The 19058-nt window shown below is 35.3% G+C and carries 21 protein-coding genes; 3 read left to right on the top strand and 18 right to left on the bottom strand.

The features are described from left to right. Positions 1-13: 13 nt before the first annotated feature. The 9 genes from ID741_RS04175 to rsmG form a co-directional block, all read right to left on the bottom strand. Positions 14-679: an ABC-2 transporter permease gene (locus tag ID741_RS04175; RefSeq protein WP_438719153.1), complete on the bottom strand. Its 666-nt coding sequence runs from the start codon at positions 677-679 to the stop codon at positions 14-16. Then, the gene (locus tag ID741_RS04170; RefSeq protein WP_438719152.1) at positions 676-1521 is read right to left on the bottom strand and encodes an ATP-binding cassette domain-containing protein; all 846 of its coding nucleotides are present in this window, start codon (positions 1519-1521) and stop codon (positions 676-678) included. The genes ID741_RS04175 and ID741_RS04170 overlap by 4 nt, the downstream gene beginning before the upstream one ends. Positions 1522-1523: 2 nt before the next feature. Continuing rightward, the gene (locus ID741_RS04165; RefSeq protein WP_218327384.1) at positions 1524-1895 is read right to left on the bottom strand and encodes a GntR family transcriptional regulator; all 372 of its coding nucleotides are present in this window, start codon (positions 1893-1895) and stop codon (positions 1524-1526) included. Positions 1896-2004: 109 nt separating this feature from the next. After that, the gene (locus tag ID741_RS04160; RefSeq protein WP_438719151.1) at positions 2005-2712 is read right to left on the bottom strand and encodes a DUF1129 domain-containing protein; all 708 of its coding nucleotides are present in this window, start codon (positions 2710-2712) and stop codon (positions 2005-2007) included. Positions 2713-2729: 17 nt separating this feature from the next. After that, complete coding sequence (gene ychF, locus ID741_RS04155) at positions 2730-3830, bottom strand: redox-regulated ATPase YchF (RefSeq protein WP_218327386.1); 1101 nt, start codon at positions 3828-3830, stop codon at positions 2730-2732. 101 nt (positions 3831-3931) lie between these two features. Next, positions 3932-4117 (bottom strand): DUF951 domain-containing protein, encoded by a 186-nt coding sequence (locus tag ID741_RS04150; protein ID WP_218327387.1) that lies wholly within the window; start codon positions 4115-4117, stop codon positions 3932-3934. Positions 4118-4133: 16 nt separating this feature from the next. Continuing rightward, a complete protein-coding gene (locus ID741_RS04145) occupies positions 4134-5024 on the bottom strand; it encodes a ParB/RepB/Spo0J family partition protein (RefSeq protein ID WP_218327388.1) in 891 nt (296 codons plus the stop codon). Continuing rightward, entirely contained in the window at positions 5011-5778 is a 768-nt protein-coding gene (locus ID741_RS04140) for a ParA family protein (protein WP_218327389.1), read from the bottom strand. Before ID741_RS04140 ends, ID741_RS04145 begins: the two co-directional genes overlap by 14 nt. A 136-nt stretch (positions 5779-5914) precedes the next feature. Then, the gene (gene rsmG / locus ID741_RS04135) at positions 5915-6631 is read right to left on the bottom strand and encodes a 16S rRNA (guanine(527)-N(7))-methyltransferase RsmG (protein ID WP_438719150.1); all 717 of its coding nucleotides are present in this window, start codon (positions 6629-6631) and stop codon (positions 5915-5917) included. A gap of 219 nt (positions 6632-6850) precedes the next feature. Between rsmG and ID741_RS04130 the strand changes: the two genes are divergently transcribed. Continuing rightward, entirely contained in the window at positions 6851-7732 is an 882-nt protein-coding gene (locus ID741_RS04130; protein ID WP_438719149.1) for a shikimate dehydrogenase, read from the top strand. Positions 7733-8006: 274 nt separating this feature from the next. On the opposite strand, the gene ID741_RS04125 is transcribed toward ID741_RS04130, so the two are convergent. From ID741_RS04125 to ID741_RS04105, 5 genes are all read right to left on the bottom strand, one after another. Continuing rightward, the gene (locus ID741_RS04125) at positions 8007-9068 is read right to left on the bottom strand and encodes a DUF916 and DUF3324 domain-containing protein (RefSeq protein WP_438719148.1); all 1062 of its coding nucleotides are present in this window, start codon (positions 9066-9068) and stop codon (positions 8007-8009) included. 364 nt (positions 9069-9432) lie between these two features. Beyond that, entirely contained in the window at positions 9433-9855 is a 423-nt protein-coding gene (locus ID741_RS04120) for a hypothetical protein (RefSeq protein WP_438719147.1), read from the bottom strand. Positions 9856-9921: 66 nt separating this feature from the next. Continuing rightward, the gene (locus tag ID741_RS04115) at positions 9922-10440 is read right to left on the bottom strand and encodes a YjbQ family protein (protein ID WP_218327394.1); all 519 of its coding nucleotides are present in this window, start codon (positions 10438-10440) and stop codon (positions 9922-9924) included. 4 nt (positions 10441-10444) lie between these two features. Then, positions 10445-11137, bottom strand: coding sequence for a triose-phosphate isomerase (locus ID741_RS04110; protein ID WP_438719146.1), 693 nt, complete (start codon positions 11135-11137; stop codon positions 10445-10447). Positions 11138-11153: 16 nt separating this feature from the next. Next, complete coding sequence (locus ID741_RS04105) at positions 11154-11990, bottom strand: class II fructose-bisphosphate aldolase (protein WP_438719145.1); 837 nt, start codon at positions 11988-11990, stop codon at positions 11154-11156. Positions 11991-12126: 136 nt separating this feature from the next. On the opposite strand from ID741_RS04105, the gene ID741_RS04100 reads away from it, so the two are divergent. Beyond that, a complete protein-coding gene (locus ID741_RS04100) occupies positions 12127-13080 on the top strand; it encodes a sugar-binding transcriptional regulator (protein ID WP_438719144.1) in 954 nt (317 codons plus the stop codon). Positions 13081-13117: 37 nt separating this feature from the next. Here ID741_RS04100 and mnmG read toward each other — a convergent pair whose 3' ends face one another. The 3 genes from mnmG to ID741_RS04085 all read right to left on the bottom strand — a co-directional run bounded on the left by mnmG (position 13118) and on the right by ID741_RS04085 (position 17458). Further along, on the bottom strand, positions 13118-15010 hold the full coding sequence (gene mnmG / locus ID741_RS04095; RefSeq protein ID WP_438719143.1) for a tRNA uridine-5-carboxymethylaminomethyl(34) synthesis enzyme MnmG: 1893 nt from the start codon (positions 15008-15010) through the stop codon (positions 13118-13120). Positions 15011-15030: 20 nt separating this feature from the next. Continuing rightward, positions 15031-16428: a tRNA uridine-5-carboxymethylaminomethyl(34) synthesis GTPase MnmE gene (gene mnmE, locus ID741_RS04090; RefSeq protein WP_438719141.1), complete on the bottom strand. Its 1398-nt coding sequence runs from the start codon at positions 16426-16428 to the stop codon at positions 15031-15033. Positions 16429-16588: 160 nt separating this feature from the next. Then, complete coding sequence (locus tag ID741_RS04085) at positions 16589-17458, bottom strand: helix-turn-helix domain-containing protein (protein ID WP_438719140.1); 870 nt, start codon at positions 17456-17458, stop codon at positions 16589-16591. A gap of 101 nt (positions 17459-17559) precedes the next feature. Here ID741_RS04085 and ID741_RS04080 point away from each other — a divergent pair, with 101 nt between their 5' ends. Further along, positions 17560-18258 (top strand): lysostaphin resistance A-like protein, encoded by a 699-nt coding sequence (locus ID741_RS04080; RefSeq protein WP_438719139.1) that lies wholly within the window; start codon positions 17560-17562, stop codon positions 18256-18258. A 20-nt stretch (positions 18259-18278) separates the two neighbouring features. On the opposite strand, the gene jag is transcribed toward ID741_RS04080, so the two are convergent. Continuing rightward, positions 18279-19046 carry an RNA-binding cell elongation regulator Jag/EloR gene (jag, locus tag ID741_RS04075; protein ID WP_218327401.1) on the bottom strand — a complete coding sequence of 256 codons (768 nt, stop codon included), beginning with the start codon at positions 19044-19046 and terminating at the stop codon, positions 18279-18281. Between the last annotated feature and the right edge of the window lie 12 nt (positions 19047-19058).

The following is a 19058-nucleotide window of genomic DNA, read 5'->3' as shown; positions in this document are numbered from 1 at the left end:
CAAACTGCCAAAACTAAGTTAAAACATTTTTTAAACTACGCTGACTGGCAAATGCCGAAATTAAAATAATTAAAGCCATCAATATGAGAATCAATCCGGCAAAAGGAAGAATAGTTAACTGAGTAATTTGTTGGAACCAGCCACTTTGTAAAATACCACTAAATAGATTGGTCTTCTCAATTAATACGCCCCCAACGATAAACAAGGCCACCATTCCAAACATCACAATTCGACCATTTTCCGAACCAAAGCGAATAATCAACGGCATCGCTAATGCACCATAGAAACAACCGAATAAAGTAGCACCAAAAGCTAAATATAAAAGATTCGTTAGATTAAAAATGATTGAAGCTTCTAAAAAACTCAAAATAAACACCACAATAATGCTAATTACACTAGCAAAAACAGCCAAGGTAACCATAATCAATTGTTTCTCCCAGATATACGTACTCCGCTTGATTGGAAGTGTAAATAAATAATCATAGCCATTATTTTGTTGCTCATAAGCAATTAAAGTAGTTGCTAAGGACATAAAAAAGAAAACCATAAAGAAAAAGACAAAGATATTACTTCCACCGCCACTAATTACCCCATTTAAACCAGCAATCAAAATAAATCCAATTAACAACTTCCACTGACTAGCCAATATTAATAAATCTTTCACCCATAAGCCTTTCATATTTTCTCCCCCTCCATCATCAGTAATAAAATCTCATCGATTGTTGGTTTTTCCACGACCATTTGCGGAAAATTCTCCAAGAAATAATTTCGTTGACTGGTTAACACATCAAAACCATAGCCTTGTTGTTTTTGATATAACAATAATTCTGGTGCTAACTGAGGATACTCTTCCGTCGTAACTTTTAAAATACCATAACGATCCAACAAAATATCCGTCTCTTCATGTAATAAGACTTTTCTATTTTTCAAATAATAAATATCATCGCAAACTTGTTGTAGATCACTAGAGATATGAGAACTAATCAAAATCGCACTCTCAGGGTATTGGTCTAAATAATCCTGCAACAAGGCTAAAATCTCATTTCGCGCACTAACGTCCAACCCACTGGTAGGCTCATCTAAAATTAATAGCTGGGCGCCATGAGACAAAGCGCTAATCGTTTTTAATTTAGCCTTCATGCCACTAGAAAAATCTTTATATTTCTGTTTAAAAGGCAAACCAAAATTGTCACACAATTTTGTAAAATACGTTGCATCAAAAGTTGGATAGAAATTTTTCAAAATCATTCGGATATCTTTAACTGTGTATAGTTCATTGAAAAATGATTCTGCTAAAACGGTGCCGATATTCATGCTTGCAGATTCTTTTGTTTTTTCCTGTCCGTCAATCAAAATCTTACCGCTACTAATCTCAGTCAAACCTAAGATTGCTTTAAAAGCAGTAGTTTTTCCGGCACCATTTTCGCCTACAATTCCAGTAATCTGACCATTGGCTACTTCTAATGAGCAATTTAATTCAAATTGCGAATATTTCACTACAACATTTTCCATCTTTAACATAATTATCCCTCCAATATCAGCTGAATCATTTCAGTAATTTCTTGATTGGTAATTCCTGCCTGTTGCGCTTTTTTGATTATTATTTCTAGTTCTTCCTGTGTTTTAAAAAGCAGATCTTCTTTTTTCGTGTCCGCATTTACTGCTAAAACAAAACTACCTTTGCCATGAACCGTTTGGGTAAAACCTTCTTCTTCCAATAAATCATAGGCCTTTTTAACTGTTAAAGCGCTGATTTTTAAATCCTTTGCCAATTGTCGCACCGAAGGCAAGGCCATTCCTTCAGCTAATTGACCTGCTAAAATTTCCGCTTTAATCTTATTAGTAATTTGTTCATAAATTGGCACCATTGAATTATGTTGAATAATTATTTGCACAAATCTTAGCCTCCTTTTCATAAACAGTGCATAACAGTAGTTAACACTTTGCAAGATTTTTCAAAAAAAAAACAACCAACAAATTTGTTGGTTGTACATTTTTATATTTTTACCGCTTTGGTGGACGGCTTGAGAAGCTTGAAACCACACCGAAACGTTTTTTCAAGAAGAAGCGCAATCCTAATGATGCCGCTGCTAAAATAATTAAAGCAATTGGATTTAACATTGGATTTAAGCTTGTTGGTAAGTAAACTGTCGCGTTAAAAATGATATACCATAAGACAAATGCGACTACGATGATTAAAATCGATTTCCAAGTTTTCGGTTTCTTCGATTTATCAGCACCGGGTTCGTCATATTGATAGAAAAATAGATACATCATGTAGAAAATCACGCCACCTAAAGCAGCTGCTAAAATAATCGCCGTCAATCCATAAGTACTAACTGATTGTCCAGCTGGCATGAAGAAACTCATGATCCCAGATAAAGCCGCAAGTAATGCAAAGAACATCAAGAAATTATCTAACCACATCAAAAATGGTTGGGTAGATTTTGTCTTTACTACGGGTTTGTTCACAATTGCTTCCATTCGTTCCGTTACCGTACCGTAAAGCTGACGGGCAGTTACTCCACGTTTTTGTTCTTCCACTAAGGTTCTTAACATTTCGTTTAATTCCGTAGTGGTTTGTTCTTGAGAAAAGTTGGCCGCAGCCAGGGCTTTTTTTAAGTCAAAAATATATTGTTCATTTCTTTTAGTTAATTGGCTTTCTAGTTCGACATTTTCTTGAGTTAGTTGAGCCAATAATTCTTCTTCCATCCTTTTACCCCTTTTCCTTAGACATTGAAACGGAATAACATAACATCGCCATCTTGCACGACATAATCTTTTCCTTCTAATCTTACACGACCAGCTTCTTTAGCGGCATGCATACTGCCATAATGATTCAAATCTTCAAATGAAACAGTCTCTGCTCGAATGAAGCCTCGTTCAAAGTCTGTATGGATAATTCCAGCTGCTTGAGGTGCTTTGATTCCTTTTCTAAACGTCCAAGCTCGTACTTCTTGAACACCTGCAGTGAAGTAAGTTGCTAAACCTAATAAATCATAAGCTGAACGAATTAATTGATCCAAACCAGATTCTTCAATTCCCATAGCTTCTAAAAATTCTACCTTGTCTTCATCATCTAATTCAGCAATTTCTTCTTCTGCTTGTGCAGAAACAACGATCACTTCTGAATTTTCAGTCGTTGCAAAGTTACGAACTTCTTGGACATATTTATTATCATCTGGATCAGCGACTGTGTCTTCTGCCACATTTGCCACGTATAAAACTGGTTTTGCTGTTAATAAGAAAAAGCCTTTTAAGATCTTTTCTTCATCATCTGAAAATTCGATGGTACGAGCAGATTTGCCTGCTTCTAATACCGGAATTAATTTGTCTAAAACCGCTAATTCAGCAACAGCCGTTTTTTCTTTTGTTTTCGCAATTTTCGCCACTCGGGCATGACGTTTAGTCACTGATTCTAAATCAGCCAACACCAATTCCAAATTAATAACTTCAATGTCATCAATCGGATCAACGCGACCTTCGACATGGGTAATATTTTCATCGTCAAAACAACGGACCACATGACAAATCGCATCTACTTGGCGAATATGACTTAAAAATTGGTTCCCTAGTCCTTCACCTTTACTAGCACCTTTTACAATTCCAGCAATATCAGTAAATTCAAAAGTTGTGGGTACTGTTTTTTTCGGTTGAACCAGTTCTGTTAAACGATCCAAACGCCAGTCTGGAACTTCTACCATTCCCACATTCGGGTCAATCGTCGCAAATGGATAGTTGGCAGCTTCTGCTCCAGCTTTAGTAATTGCATTAAATAAAGTTGATTTACCTACATTTGGTAAACCTACGATTCCGGCTGTTAAGGCCATGATTTACTTCACTCTTTCTTCATTTCAAGGATAGCTTTGTTAAACAAAACTTCAAAATTCATCATTCTATTAAAACATAGGAATCAGCTATTTCGCTGAAATTACGCTTCTTTCTTCTCTAAAATCTTTTTCATTTTTTTCTCAAAGTCCCGCCGTGTCATCATTACGATATGACCACAGTTGGTACATTTGATTTTAATGTCGGCACCCATACGAATAATTTCCCAGCGATTCGCTTTACAAGCATGGGGCTTTTTCATTTCAACAATATCGCCTAAATCGTACATCTGTCTCCTCCATTATCTATTCTTCATCAAAATGAATGTTTAAAATATCTAAAATACGGGTTAAATCAGTTGGTGACAAGTACTCGATTTCGATTTTTCCTTTGCCATCATTTTCTACGATTTCAACACCGGTACCGAATTTATCCATCAAACGATCTTCGCTTTCTCTTAGATAATACGGTTTTTCTTTCGTTAAGCGCGGTGCTTTTTTCTTTTCTTTGGTTTTGCCTTCGTTATATTCGTTCACAATTTGTTCCAATTGACGAACGGTTAAGTTCTCTTTAACGGCACGATTGGCTAATTTTAAAATTTGATCTTTTTTCTTTAAACCTAATAAAGTTCTGGCTTGACCCATTGATAAACGTTCATCTTGGACCATTTCTTTGACTAATTTCGGTAAAGTCAACAAGCGCAAATAATTAGCAATGTAAGGACGACTTTTTCCTAAACGAGCGGCTACATCGGCTTGGGTTAATTTCAAGTTTTTCATTAGCATTTCGTAAGCTTCGGCTTCTTCCAACGGATTTAAATCTTCCCGCTGTAAATTTTCCAATACCGCAATTTGCATCATAGATTCTTCATCAAAGTCGCGAATAATTGCTGGAATAGTTTTCTTGCCCGCTAATTTAGAGGCGCGGAAACGCCGCTCACCCGCGATTAATTCATAGCCTTTAACTTGCGATTTTCGCACAATAATTGGTTGAAATACACCAGATTGTTCAATTGAATTGGCTAATTCTTGCAAACTGCCCTCATCAAAAGATTTTCGTGGTTGATAAGGGTTGGGACGGAGCTCACTTAAGGGAATTTCTTCTACTTGTTCGTTTTTCATATCAACTTCCTCAATACCTTGTAAATCTTGAAATATTGCGTCGATTCCTCGACCTAATCCTTTATTCTTGCTCACGGGCTAACACTTCCTTTGCTAGAGCTTCATACATTTCTGCACCTTTTGAACGGGGATCATAATCAATAATCGGCTGCCCATGACTAGGCGCCTCTGACAAACGGACATTCCGTGGAATAATCGTATCATAGACTTTTTCAGCAAAATAGCGGCGGACTTCTTCCACTACTTCCGCTCCTAAATTGGTTCGTGCATCATACATTGTCAATAGCACACCTTCAATCTCTAAATCAGGATTGAAATGCTTTTGAACCAAGCGAACAGTATTTAACAACTGACTCAATCCTTCCAAAGCATAATATTCACTTTGAACTGGAATCAAAATCGCATTACTGGCAGTAAAAGCATTAATCGTTAAATGACCTAATGATGGTGGACAATCAATTAAAATGTAATCATAATTATCTTGCACATCAGCCAACGCTGTTTTCAAGCGAGACTCGCGAGCCATCATGGAAGTCAATTCAATTTCAGCCCCTGCTAATTGCAATGTTGCCGGAACAATCGATAAATTTTCCCGAGCAGTTGGTAAAATTGTCTCTTCGATCGGAACTTCATTCACTAAGACATCATAAATATCTATTTTGACATCTGGTTTCCTAATACCTAAACCACTGGTTGCATTTCCTTGTGCATCGCTGTCGATAATCAAGACGCGTTTGCCCAGTGCCGATAAACAAGCACCTAAGTTAACGGTAGTGGTTGTTTTCCCTACGCCACCTTTTTGATTTGCAACAGATATAATCCGTGCCATTTGCTTTCCTCCTAATTCATTTTAAGGTAATAAATTTTTTTACAAAAATTTAGTCTGATTTTCATTACGGATACCATTCTTCTATAAAGTGCTTAAGAAGAACTGGCACCTATTTCATTTTAAGGTAATAAATTTTTTATTTTACTAATGGCTGCTTGTTGGGCAAACCTGGTTTTCGTGGATATTTTTTGGATGTTGTCTTTTTCTTTTGAATCGTGATGATATGACGTGTATCGCCATTTGGTAGTGAAACATCATCAGCTGAAATAAGTTTTCCGCCTAATAAAGCAATGGCTGGTTTGGCTTCTGCTAATTCTTCATCACTTTTTGCTGCTTTTAAAGCAAAAAAGTACCCATCTAATTTTACTAACGGTAAGCATAACTCAGTTAAAACATTTAATCGCGCCACTGCTCTAGCTGTCACATAGTCAAACTGCTGACGAAACTGCGGATTTTGACCAAATGTTTCTGCTCGATCATGGTATAAAGCGACTTTTTCCAACTTTAATTCTTCAACTAAAGTAGTTAAAAAAGTAATTCGTTTATTTAAAGAATCAACAATCGTAATGTTTAATTCTGGAAAAACAATTTTTAGTGGGAGGCTAGGAAAACCTGCACCAGATCCAACATCACATAAACTGCCTGTAGGTTCAAATTGCGCCGACAAGCTTAACGTAATTGAATCGAAAAAATGTTTTAAATAAACTTCTTTTTTATCAGTAATCGCCGTTAGATTCATCTTCTGATTCCACTCGACTAAAAGTTGATAATAACGCTCAAATTGGTCCAATTGTTGTTGATTTAAGACGATTTCTAACTTGGCCAATTCTCTCTGGAATTCTTCTGGTATCATACAAAACTCCTTCTAATTTGTGAAACAGAAAATGTTTCACAGACTATCTTCTACTTTAACGCAAAAAGCCTTTTCTTGCAATGCTTTCTACCCGTTTCACAAAAGTTTAGTAAAAGAATTCTTATGAAGAATAATTATCTAAAGTATGTAAATAAAACATTAGTCCTAATCGTTTATTTTGGTAAAATTAAAGAAAATAGAAAAAAGTGAGGAACTATCATGACAGAAAGATTATCTGGACACACTTTATTAATTAGTTTAATCGCTACACCGATTCGCCACAGTATGTCACCAACGATGCACAATGAAGCTTTTGCTAAATTAGGATTAGATTACGCTTATTTAGCTTTTGAAGTTGGCAATCAAGAATTAGCAGATGCCGTTCAGGGTATTCGTGCAATGGGAATTCGTGGTTCGAACGTATCAATGCCTAACAAACAAGAAATTATCCAATATTTGGATGAAATTTCACCAGAAGCTGAATTAATCGGTGCAGTAAATACTGTAACAAATCTTGAGGGCAAAGGTCATTTAGTTGGTTATAATACTGATGGTATCGGCGCAATGGAAGCTTTAAAAGATGAAGGTGTTGAAGTAAAAGACGCAGTTATTACATTGACTGGTGCTGGCGGCGCAGGTACAGCAGTTGCGGTACAAGCGGCTTTTGACGGAGCTAAAGAAATCCGAATTTTTAATATTGCCGATCAAGCCTTTGAAAACGCAAAATTAACAGCCAAAAAAATTACTGAAAAAACTAACGCGAAAGCAACTGTCACTGACTTAGCAGATCAAGCGGCTTTCAAACAATCAATCGCTGAAAGTTCTATCTACATTGATGCAACAGGCGCTGGTATGAAACCATTAGAAGATGTTTCATTAATCAATGATCCTGAAGTGATTCGTCCTGATTTAGTTATTTTTGATGTAGTATATGCGCCAAGAGAAACCAAATTATTGCGTTTTGCGAAAGAACACGGCGCTAAAAAAGCCATCAATGGTTTAGGGATGATGCTTTATCAAGGTGCAGCAGCCTTTAAACTGTTTACTGGTGAAGAAATGCCCGTAGCTTATATTAAAGATTTATTGTTTAGCGAAGAATAAAATTATTCATTCAATGATATAGAGCAAAATAGTGGTACATCTTTAGCCAGATGCGCCACTATTTTTTTCTGCTTTTCTTTAATTAAGAAAATTAACAAAATAAAAATTAAACCAATCAAAGAGTAAAAGCTATTCAAGATTTCGCCAGTTTATAATAGTTTAGTTATTTGAATGCTAGTATTGATGATTCTTCATTCGAAAAAATAATTAATGCACCTATCTCCATTTGACTTGAAACATAACACTTAAATCAGTAGTTTTTCATCATTAACCCTCATTTTCGTAGTACTTTTAACTTACCTTTATTTCTTAAACACATGAATAAAATAGTGAAAAACAACAATATGATGATAGCTAACAAAATATATTTCAAGTATTTTTTCTCTGGTTCGGGATCATTAATCGCTGCTTGATTTATTTTTTCTGCGTTATTTTTTGATACCTTAAAATCTTTGGTCCATCGCCAACTTTCTTTTTCCCATTTTTTATCTGTGGTTTTAGCCGTCAAATATAAGGTATATTCTCCAGCTACTAATTGTTGATTGGCTAAAAAAAATGGGATATTGAAATTAGAATTGGGGGCCATTGTACGATCAATTAATTGTGTGTTAAATAAAGTATCAGTTTTTCCTTTACGGGTAATCCTGCCTTCAAAATCCAATTCTGACACAATCGCCGCTTGATCAGCCTGGACTTGAGCATGAATCACCTTTCGATAATTATTTAAGGCTGGCGCCACTGTCAGTAGATTCAAATTGGGCGCTGCTATTTCTTGATTAACTGTCAGTTTGACGGCTAAAGCGTAAGCAAAACGATTATCCATTTGAGTGTTATTTTCTTTTTCTAGCTGATTCGTTGCTTGCTCTTCTTTTTCAAAATACCAAGAGCCTAAAATCACTCCATTTTGAGCAGTAGCAGGGATTTTTATTTTCATTGAGACTACTTTTTCTTCATTTCCCTTTAATATAACGAGCGGACCATCTTCAATTTCGGCAACCGAAGCAAATGGTAGCTTTAAACTTTTATCTTGTTTTTTTACACTTAAAGGAGCAGTATAACTAATCTCTCCGTGATTATTAGTAAAGGTCGTATATGGTTCACTTTTGATTATTGTTTCATTTTGTCTATAGTTTTTTAATTGGGTTTGAATAACAAATTCTTGTCCTGGATAAACAACTAAATCAAAAAAAGAGCTTTCTGAATTAGCTTCTTCAATTGGAGGTTTAATTTTTGAAATACTATAGCCTGCGCCTGTATCAGCTGCTTTTGTAAAATTTGGTGCTACTAGCGTTGATGTCCCTAATATTAAAGACAAAAATAATCTCAATAATTTCACTATTTATTTCCCCCTTCTTGGATTAACTACTGGCACCTGCTGTAAAGAGCCATCTGATGACAGATGTAAAACTACCTGTTTGAGCAGTATTTTCAGAAAAATCAACTTTTCCTTCACTTTGCTTGGCTTCCACCAACAAAGTAGGAAATTGAAAAAATAGAGAATAGCTATAGCTACAAAAAAATGCACACCCTTCAATTCAAAAAAACACTGCCTTGTTTTAAAATATTACTTAGAAAACCCTTTTTAAATAAGCTACGCAAGCTTTCTTTTTCTCCTGTTAAAACAAAAAATCCTTCCAAGGCTAGCCCTTGAAAGGATCATTATTAAAATAATTTTTAATTAGTTAAATCTATTCGCGCTTTTAAAATAAAGTCAACGCTTCGTACATTCCAGCTAAATCAACAATATTTCCATTGTCTAACAAATTAATATACGGATAAAAAGTTGCTTTAAATTGATTGGCTAGCTGACTTTTTTCAGTAGCATCTGTTGTTGCTTGTACAAGGCTTAAATATTTTTCAAAGTTTGTTTTTAAATATTCTGACACGATTGTTTGGGTTGCTTCTTTGAAAAAATTTTCTTCTTCATTTGGATAGTCCCGTAACAATGCATCGTAATCAAACTGATCGGCTTGAAGTGTTTGATACAACTCAAAAAATCGTTCTGGTTCAGTAGTTTGCTTTAAATCAGTTTGACTCATTTTAATCGACTGTTGTAATTTTTTAATTAATTCTAGTGCATCTTGTTGTTCTTGATTACTGATTTCATCGTAAGATTGTGACATTGAAAACACCCTCTATCTTGATTGATTCTACTCATGATACAACTAATTGACAAAATGAACCAATTTTTATTCTCCCATTAATAACAAATTACATTTACGGGTCCGTTCGCGATTTTGATCCCAATCGATAAAGTATAAATAACCGACGGAGCCAATTTGTGGCACCCCATCTTTAATAATAATTGTCTCACTTGCGCCAAATAAACTTCCTTTAATATGGGCATCGGCATTTAAAATTGTCACTGGATCAGCTTCATAGCTAGGATCTTCAGCAGCCAATTCTACTAAAAATTCCACATGTTTTGGTCCTGGATAAAGATAATCTGACTCCGTTAACTGGCGAGGAATGATTTTATCTAGGATGCGATTTTGATCAACATGTAAGAATTCATCCCCTTTCCAATCTACATCATGAACATATTCTTCAAAGACTACTGAACAAGTCGTATGAGGAGTCGTTATTGTACATAAACCATCTTTGATGCCAGCTTTTTCAATTACTTCTTTAATTTGATCTGTCATATTTAAATAAGTCACTTTTGCGGCAGCTGTTTCTAATAGTAATTGCTCGTGTTGGATTTTCATATGTCTAACCTCTTTCCTGATAAGCTTGATTTAGGGCAACAATCATCTCTTCTAACATTTGAATAGGCGAATCAGCATTGGTAATGCCACTAGTACACCCCGTGCCATCTGCGCCCAATTTCATAGTCCGATAAACATCTTCAGGTGTACTGATTCCAGCGGCTTGCATCACTAAAATGTTTTCATCCACTTCTTTAATTACTTGATTAGTAGCCGTAATATAACTTTCATCACTGGTTTGACCAGTCCCAATTAATTCAGTTGGTTCACATAAAATTGCTGTAGGTTTTAAATTTGCTATCGCGCGAGCCTCCGCCAAACTATCGGCACAGACAATTGTTTCAATCCCTAATTCTTGTGCTCTCTGCATACTTTTCGTTAATTCCGTCAAAGTCAATGGACGTTCGGCATGATTTAAAAAGACAGCTCTAGCACCGGCATAATAAACTGATTCTGGCAGTACATGACCAATTCCTCGTCCTGGCGTAATCCCATCAATATGTTGCGCCGTCACAATAATATTTTCTGTCTGATTAGCAACATTAGAAATATCAGCAAATGGAACAGTTACCATTACTGTTATCTCTGGATATTTAGCCGCCATCTCATCAGCTTTTTGCGCCAGTTTTAATAATTCTTCACCGTATAGATAAGATTTTGGATTAAACACGAAAAAAGGTTTTTTTATTTTAGTCATCAGTATTCTTCCTTTCTTAATTTATGCTCGCTGTTTCAAAAACTTGATAATATTTTCGCAAAACATCTGCCATTGCTTGATTGGCTAAATTTTTTATTTGAATATAATCTTGCGGATCTCCTGATTCAATCGTTTGATATGCCGCTTGTAGGAAATCGGTAAAAATATTGATTTTTGAAATGCCTCCAATGGCACATTTATTTAAATTATCTTCACCCGAAGAAGATCCACCATGTAATACTAATGGCACTTCCGTCATTTCTCTAATTTCTTTCAATCGTTGGAAATTCAATACTGGCGTACCTTTATAAGCACCGTGAGCGGTTCCAATTGAAATGGCCAAAGAATCAACTTGGGTTTCTTCAACAAAATGCACTACATCAGCTACTTCCGTATAAATAGAATCGGTCACTTCATGATTTTCATAATTTGTGCCTGCCCCGACATGTCCTAATTCAGCTTCTACTGTTACATTTCTGGGATGCGCGTAAGCTACGACTTTTTTTGTAATAGCGATATTATCAGCTAAACTTTCTTTGGAAGCGTCAATCATGACTGACGTAAAACCTAAATCAATCGCTTGTTTGATAAATTCAAAATCTTCACCATGATCTAAATGAAGGGCAACCGGTACGTTGGCTTTTTCTGCCAAATATTTTCCGATTAAAGCGGCTTCTTCTAATGAAATATATTCTTTATGGGCTTGAGCAAATGGTAAAATCAGCGGTTTATTTTGTTCTTGTGCTACTGCCACGAATGTCCTAGCAGAATCCAAATCAATAAAATTTGTTGCCGGAATCCCATAATTTCCTTTACGTGCCTGTTCAAACATTTCTTTTGTATTTACTAACATATTCTCCAGCTCCTTTTTAACATTTGTAAAATTGATTTACTTTTGATAAAATGATAACGTGGAAGAATTTAAAAGTCAATTGTTTTTTACAAAAATAAACATATTTCACAAATGTAAAAAGAAAGCAGGGATGTCATTGGCTGAACGAGATGAACTACTTTTAAAAATTGCTCTTTTATACTATGAAGAAGAAATCACCCAAAGTAAAATTGCCGAAATGTTAAATTTATCACGACCGACTGTTGCCAGTATGCTAAAAGAAGCTCGACAAAAAGGTATCGTAAAAATCATGATTCAACATGCCGAACATGATTTACTCCAAAAGCAAGCTAGTATTCGGAAAAAATATCATTTGCAAAATTTAGAAATCGCTACGTTAACAAATAGTAATCAAAAAGATATTAAAGCCATTGCTGGAGAATTATGTACCAACTTAATTGAGCCTTTATTGCCAAAAATTAAAAATCTTGGTTTGGGCTGGGGAACGACTGTTTATCAGTATGTGTCACAAGCCAATTATCTGAATTTACCTGATATGAAAATCATCCCTTTAATAGGTGGTGTTGGTTTATCACATGTTAAATATCATTCTAATCACTTAGCTTTTATGTTATCTCAAAAATATCATTCTGAGGTTTCATATTTTTATGCACCAGCAATTGCGGAAAGCTTAGAAGTTAAAGAAACATTATTAAAAACTAATATGCTGAAAGAAATTTTAACAGCAGGTAAAAATGTCGATCTAGCTATTTTAGGGATTGGGAATCCAATTTTATCTTCTACCTATCATCAGTTAGGCTATATCGATCAAACTGATACCGAAATTCTTGCCAAAGAAAATGCCATTGGCGATATTGGTAGTACATTTTTTGATAAAAATGGAGCTCCAGTATTTACTGACTTATCTGAAAGAATGATTGGTCTTTCTTTAGAGGATATTCTAAAATTAAAAAGAGTTGTTATTATTGCTACTGGAGAAGAGAAAGCAGAGAGTATTGAAACACTCTTAAAAATGGGATTTGTGACTGATTTAATTATTGATGAAACGATTGCTGATTATTTAGACCAAACAAAAAATCCAACGGACTAACCGTTGGATTTTTTAGATGTTTCATGTGAAACGTTTTTTAAACTTCGACTTTTGCAATCCGACCATTTTCAACATATACCATTAAAATACTGATATCAGCTGGATTCACACCACTAATTCGGCTTGCTTGAGCAATCGTTTCTGGTTGGATTTTTTGTAATTTTTGTTTAGCTTCAGTTGCTAAACCATTAATTGCTTCATAGTCAATACGTTCAGGAATTCGTTTAGCTTCCATCCGTTTTAATTTTTCAACTTTTTCTTGCGCCTTTTTAATGTAGCCTTCATATTTGATTTGGATTTCAACCTGTTCGATTTCTTTGTTATTTAATGAATCATTAGCTTCAATAAATTGCATAATGTCAGCATAAGAAATTTCTGGTCGACGTAAGAAATCAGCTGCTAAAACACCATCTTTTAATGGCGCACTACCTTTTTCTGCCAAGAACGCTTGTACCTCTGCAGTTGGTTTGATTCTCGTTTTACTTAATCTAGCAATTTCAGCTTCAACATTGGCTTTTTTAATTAAGTAAGCTTGGTATTCTGCTTGATTAACTAAACCAATCTCATGACCAGCTTCGGTTAAACGTAAATCAGCATTGTCATGACGTAAAATCAAACGGTATTCTGCCCGAGAAGTCAATAAACGGTATGGTTCATTGGTTCCCTTAGTCACTAAATCATCGATCATTACACCAATATATCCATCACTACGTTTCATCGTAAACGGATCTTTTCCTTGTACTTTTAAAGCGGCATTGATGCCAGCAATCAACCCTTGTCCAGCCGCTTCTTCATAACCACTCGTCCCATTGGTTTGACCGGCAGTATAAAGATTTTCTACTACTTTAGTTTCTAATGTGGGACGTAGTTGATGAGGTGCTACCATATCATATTCGATTGCATAGCCTGTTCGCATCATTTCAGCATTCTCTAAACCTGCTACCGAATGTAACATTTCATTTTGAACATCTTCTGGTAAAGAAGTCGATAAACCTTGCACATAGACTTCTTCCGTATTTAAACCCTCAGGTTCTAAAAATAATTGGTGACGATCTTTATCGGCGAAGCGAACGATTTTATCTTCAATCGATGGACAATAACGAGCACCCACACCATCAACTATTCCAGTAAACATTGGTGCACGATGTAAGTTTTCTTGAATAATTTGATGACTCATCGGATTTGTGTAAGTTAACCAGCAAGGAACTTGTTCTTGATTATAAGCACTATCTGGTGTGCCAAAGCTAAAATGATTTGGTGCCAGATCTCCAGGTTGAATTTCTGTTTTTGAGTAATCTATCGTACCAGATTTCACCCGTGGTGGCGTACCTGTTTTAAAACGATGAATTTCAAAGCCTAATTCTTTTAAATGATCCGAAAGCTTAATTGATGGTTGAGAATTATTAGGACCAGAAGAATATTTCAAATCACCAATGATAATTTCACCCCGTAATGCCGTTCCTGCTGTAATAATCACAGCATTGGCACTATAAGATGCTCCAGTTGAAGTTACTACACCTTTAACAACATTATCTTCGACGATTAAACGATCAACAATTCCTTGTTTCAAAGTTAAATTGTCTTCTTTTTCAATCGTGTGTTTCATTTCATTGGCGTAAGCATATTTATCCGCTTGTGCTCTTAAAGCTCGCACAGCTGGACCTTTACCAGTATTTAACATCCGCATTTGGATATAGGTTTTATCAATATTTTTACCCATTTCGCCGCCTAGTGCGTCAATTTCTCTGACTACCACTCCTTTAGCTGGTCCACCGATAGATGGATTACAAGGCATAAAAGCCACCATATCTAAATTAATTGTCAGTAATAACGTTTTTGCGCCCATCCGTGCGGCTGCTAAAGCTGCTTCCGAACCAGCATGTCCAGCACCGACTACGATTACGTCATATTTGCCTGCTTGATATTCCATAGATTTCTCCTTTAATAAACTTATTTTCCTAAACAAAATTGGCTGAATAATTGTGTAATCAGCTCATCTTGGACACTATCACCGACAATTTCGCCTAAATAATCCCAGCAACGGGTCATATCTATTTGAACCAAATCAACTGGCATCCCCATGGCAATCCCATTTTGAACTTCTTTTAAGGACTGTTGAGCATTTTCAAGTAACGCTATATGACGAGTGTTAGAGACGTAAGTCGCATCTTTTTCACCTGTTTGGCCACCGAAAAATAATGTTGAAATAGCTTCTTCCAGTTTGTCCAAACCATCATTTTCTAAAACAGAAATCGCAAAAACTTGATCGGTTGGTAATAGATTTTCTAAGTTAATGGGATCCATTTGACTAGGCAAATCGGTTTTATTTAACAAAATAATTCGTTTTAAGCCTTTTGTTGCCATCAATAGCGCTTCATCTTCTTTGGTTAAAGCTTCACTTTGGTTTAAAACCAATAAAATCAAGTCTGCATCTTTCAACGCTTTACGACTACGTTCTACGCCAATTTTTTCCACCACGTCTTCAGTTTCACGAATGCCTGCAGTATCGATTAATTTTAATGGCACACCGCGTACGTTAACATATTCTTCAATCACGTCGCGGGTTGTTCCGGCAATCTCAGTAACGATGGCTTTTTCTTCATGGAGTAAATAATTTAACAAGCTAGATTTGCCGACATTTGGGCGACCGATAATAGCAGTGTTTAACCCTTCTCGCAAGATCTTTCCTTGTTTGGCATTTTGTAGTAACGCTTCAATTTGTTGTTCCACATATTGCGTTTTTTCCAATAATAATCGGGTTGTAACTTCTTCTACATCATCATATTCAGGATAGTCAATGTTTACTTCCACTTGTGCCAATGTTTCTAAAATTTCTTGGCGTAAAGTACGAATTAATTTTGATAAGTTACCATCAAGTTGATTAATTGCCACATTCATTGCTTTATCAGTCTTAGCACGGATTAAATCCATAACTGCTTCTGCTTGAGATAAATCCACTCGACCATTCAAAAAGGCTCGTTTGGTAAATTCTCCCGGCTCTGCTAAACGTGCACCCGAACGTAAAATCAACTGCAATAATTGATTCACTACCACAATTCCGCCATGACAATTAATTTCAACAATATCTTCACGGGTAAAAGTTTTTGGCGCTCGCATCACGCTAACCATGACTTCATCTACCACTTGTTTCGTTTGCGGATCAATCATATGACCATAATGAATCGTGTGACTTGCTACCTCTTGTAAATTTTTACTACCACTTTTATATAATTTACTGGCGATTTCTACCGCATCATCGCCGCTTAAACGGACAATACTGATGGCCCCTTCACCTGGCGGGGTCGAAATTGCTGCAATTGTATCGAATTCTAAAGTAATCTCTGCCATTGTCTTTCTCCTTTTATGTAGTTAACGGCACAAAAAAAGTGCCCACTCCACCCCTCAATTGAGCTGGATAGCACTTTGACTGCTACATATTAAATTCAGTTGCTAGGTTAGCATAATTTTTGTTACTTTTCAAGAATTGCCGCCAGTATTTTTATTTTGTTTAAGAAAGCTTTTGTTGTCGCTGATAAAAATTGCGGGCTTTTTCTAGATGTAAATCTAAAATAATTTGATAAAAATGAGTTTCCGAAGTTGGAATTTCTCTCATCATTAACATAAATTGTTCAATCTTCTTTTGATAATTAGGAAAATCGAAATAAAGATTGACTAAATTGGTGATGAATTTTAATTGTAAAAGCAAATATAAGTCATCACTCTCACGCAGCATTTTTTGATAATCCTGTAAGGTTTCTTTTGCAGAAGTTAAATCATTAAGAATAAGTAAACTTTGCAAACGATTAAAATACAAATCAGCACTTTCTTGATAATAGATTTTTCTATCCAATATTAGGTATTTGGCTAATTCTTGATTGATCCGGTGAAACATTTTTTTTGCATCTGTCTTATCTCCTTCAGTCAACGATAATAAGACTAATTTCGCTAGTTTGATCTCCTTTAAGGTCCACATTTTAGCATTTTCTAGTTCTGCTGTTATTTCTCTAAAAGGATCTCGCGAAAAACGATAAAAATTCGTATAAGTCAACAAAACCAGTAAATAAGCATGAATGGCATCGTAACGAATTTCTTTTTGGGGACTATCGCTATTTTCTAAATAAAATTGATAAAGAGCTTCAAACTGTCCTTTTTTATATAATTCATCCACTTTATTTGCTGTAGTTCCTTGCTGAAAGTTCTCAAATTCTTGGTATGAGATGTTCAAATTATTTAATAATCCAACAAATTTTGTGACAGTTACATCATGTTTGCCTGCTTCAAAATCACTATAAAAACTTTTTGAAACCACTCCTGAATAAACTTCTTTTTGTGTTAATCCTTTTTTCTTGCGTATCTCTTTAATTATAGACCCTTGCACACTTACAACCCCTCAAAATTCCGGTATACAGGAATTATAGCGAAATCTTAGTATCACCACCATGGTAATCTTGAAAAAACAACGAATTGGAGGAATTTATTATGTATTTAAAATTAATTGGTGCAGGATTTGGTTTGACTTTATTAATCAGTATTTTTACAGCATCAGGAGCCATTCTAGGATTAAATGAGTCAGGTTTAATTCTATGTCAAATAGGTGCTTTTCTAGTAGCTGCTATTATTTTGACATTGTTTATGAAGAAAAGAAAATTAACCAATTTTGGTTTTCAAAAAAGGAAGATTGCTGGAAAAAATTGGCTGTTCATGTTCATAATTATTTTGATTCAACCACTTGTTTTGGGTCTACAATCTAAACTATCTTTTTCGCTTTTAGTTCTCATGTTACTTCAAATGATTTTAGTTGGTTATGTGGAAGAAGTCTTATTTCGAGGTATTTTTTATTATTATTTACAAGCAAAAGGAACCATAATTTATCTTTTGTTTTCAAGTTTAGTTTTTGGTTTATTACACTTTGCAAGTAGTTTAAATCCTGATACTGCTCTGATTTTAGTTGTTTTACAGGTCATAAACGCATTGTTATTAGGGTTGGTTTTTGCAGTTCTTTACCTCAGTAGCAAAACAATTTATTTAAGTATAATATTCCACACTTTATTTAATTTATTGGCTGTCATCAGTAACCCCGGTTCAATTAAGCAGAATATACTAGCTGTTTCTTTATTAATCATCAGCTATATCATTTATCTATTAACCCAAAAAAATAAGCGTTTGAGCCCCCGTTAAGGACTCAAACGCTTTTTATTTTAGAAATATTTTTTGGCCGGTTCAACAACCAAATAACGATAAGGTTCATCGCCTTCTGAGTGGGTCTTGATGTAGTCATCTTGGCCCAGAACGGAATGAATCATTTTCCGTTCAAAAGCTGGCATTGGTTCTAGGAAAACTGGTCGACCAGTTTCTTTGACCTTTTCAGCAGTTCTTTTAGCTAAACGAGTCAAAACTTCTTGCCGTTTTTCACGATAGTTACCAACGTTTACTATCACTGACAATTTATTCTTAGCCGCTCGATGAATAAATACTTGCGCTAAATATTGCAAAGCATTTAAAATCTTGCCGTGTTTACCAATTAACATCCCTTGTTTATCTGTTTCCAGATCCATTACGATTAAACCGTTGTTTTCATGTTTTACTTTAACTAAAGCTGGAACGCCCATTTCACGAGTAATATTTGTTAAATATAGCGCCAATTCAGTTAATGCTTCATTATCTTCTAGTTCAGTTAACTCTGATGCGGTTGATTTTTGACTGGCAGCTTCAATCGCCACTGGAATTTCATCTTTAACGGCATTGTCAGCTTCAACAATTGTTTCCACGACTTCTTCTACCGCTTCTGCTACTTCTTCCGCTACCGTTGGTTCGATTGAGACTTGCGCATTTTTTCTACCAACACCTAGAAAACCTTTCTTTCCGACCGATAAAATTTCAATTACTGCATCAGCTTTAGACAATCCTAAAGACCGTAACCCATGCATAATTGCTTCATCAACAGTTGGTCCTTCATAGACAGGCATCAAGACCCCTCC

This window comes from Enterococcus sp. AZ103 (genome assembly GCF_051714685.1).
Lineage (GTDB): Bacteria > Bacillota > Bacilli > Lactobacillales > Enterococcaceae > Enterococcus_A > Enterococcus_A alishanensis.
The sequence above is the reverse complement of the archived record's forward strand: the minus strand, read 5'-3'. Positions and strand labels throughout refer to the sequence as shown.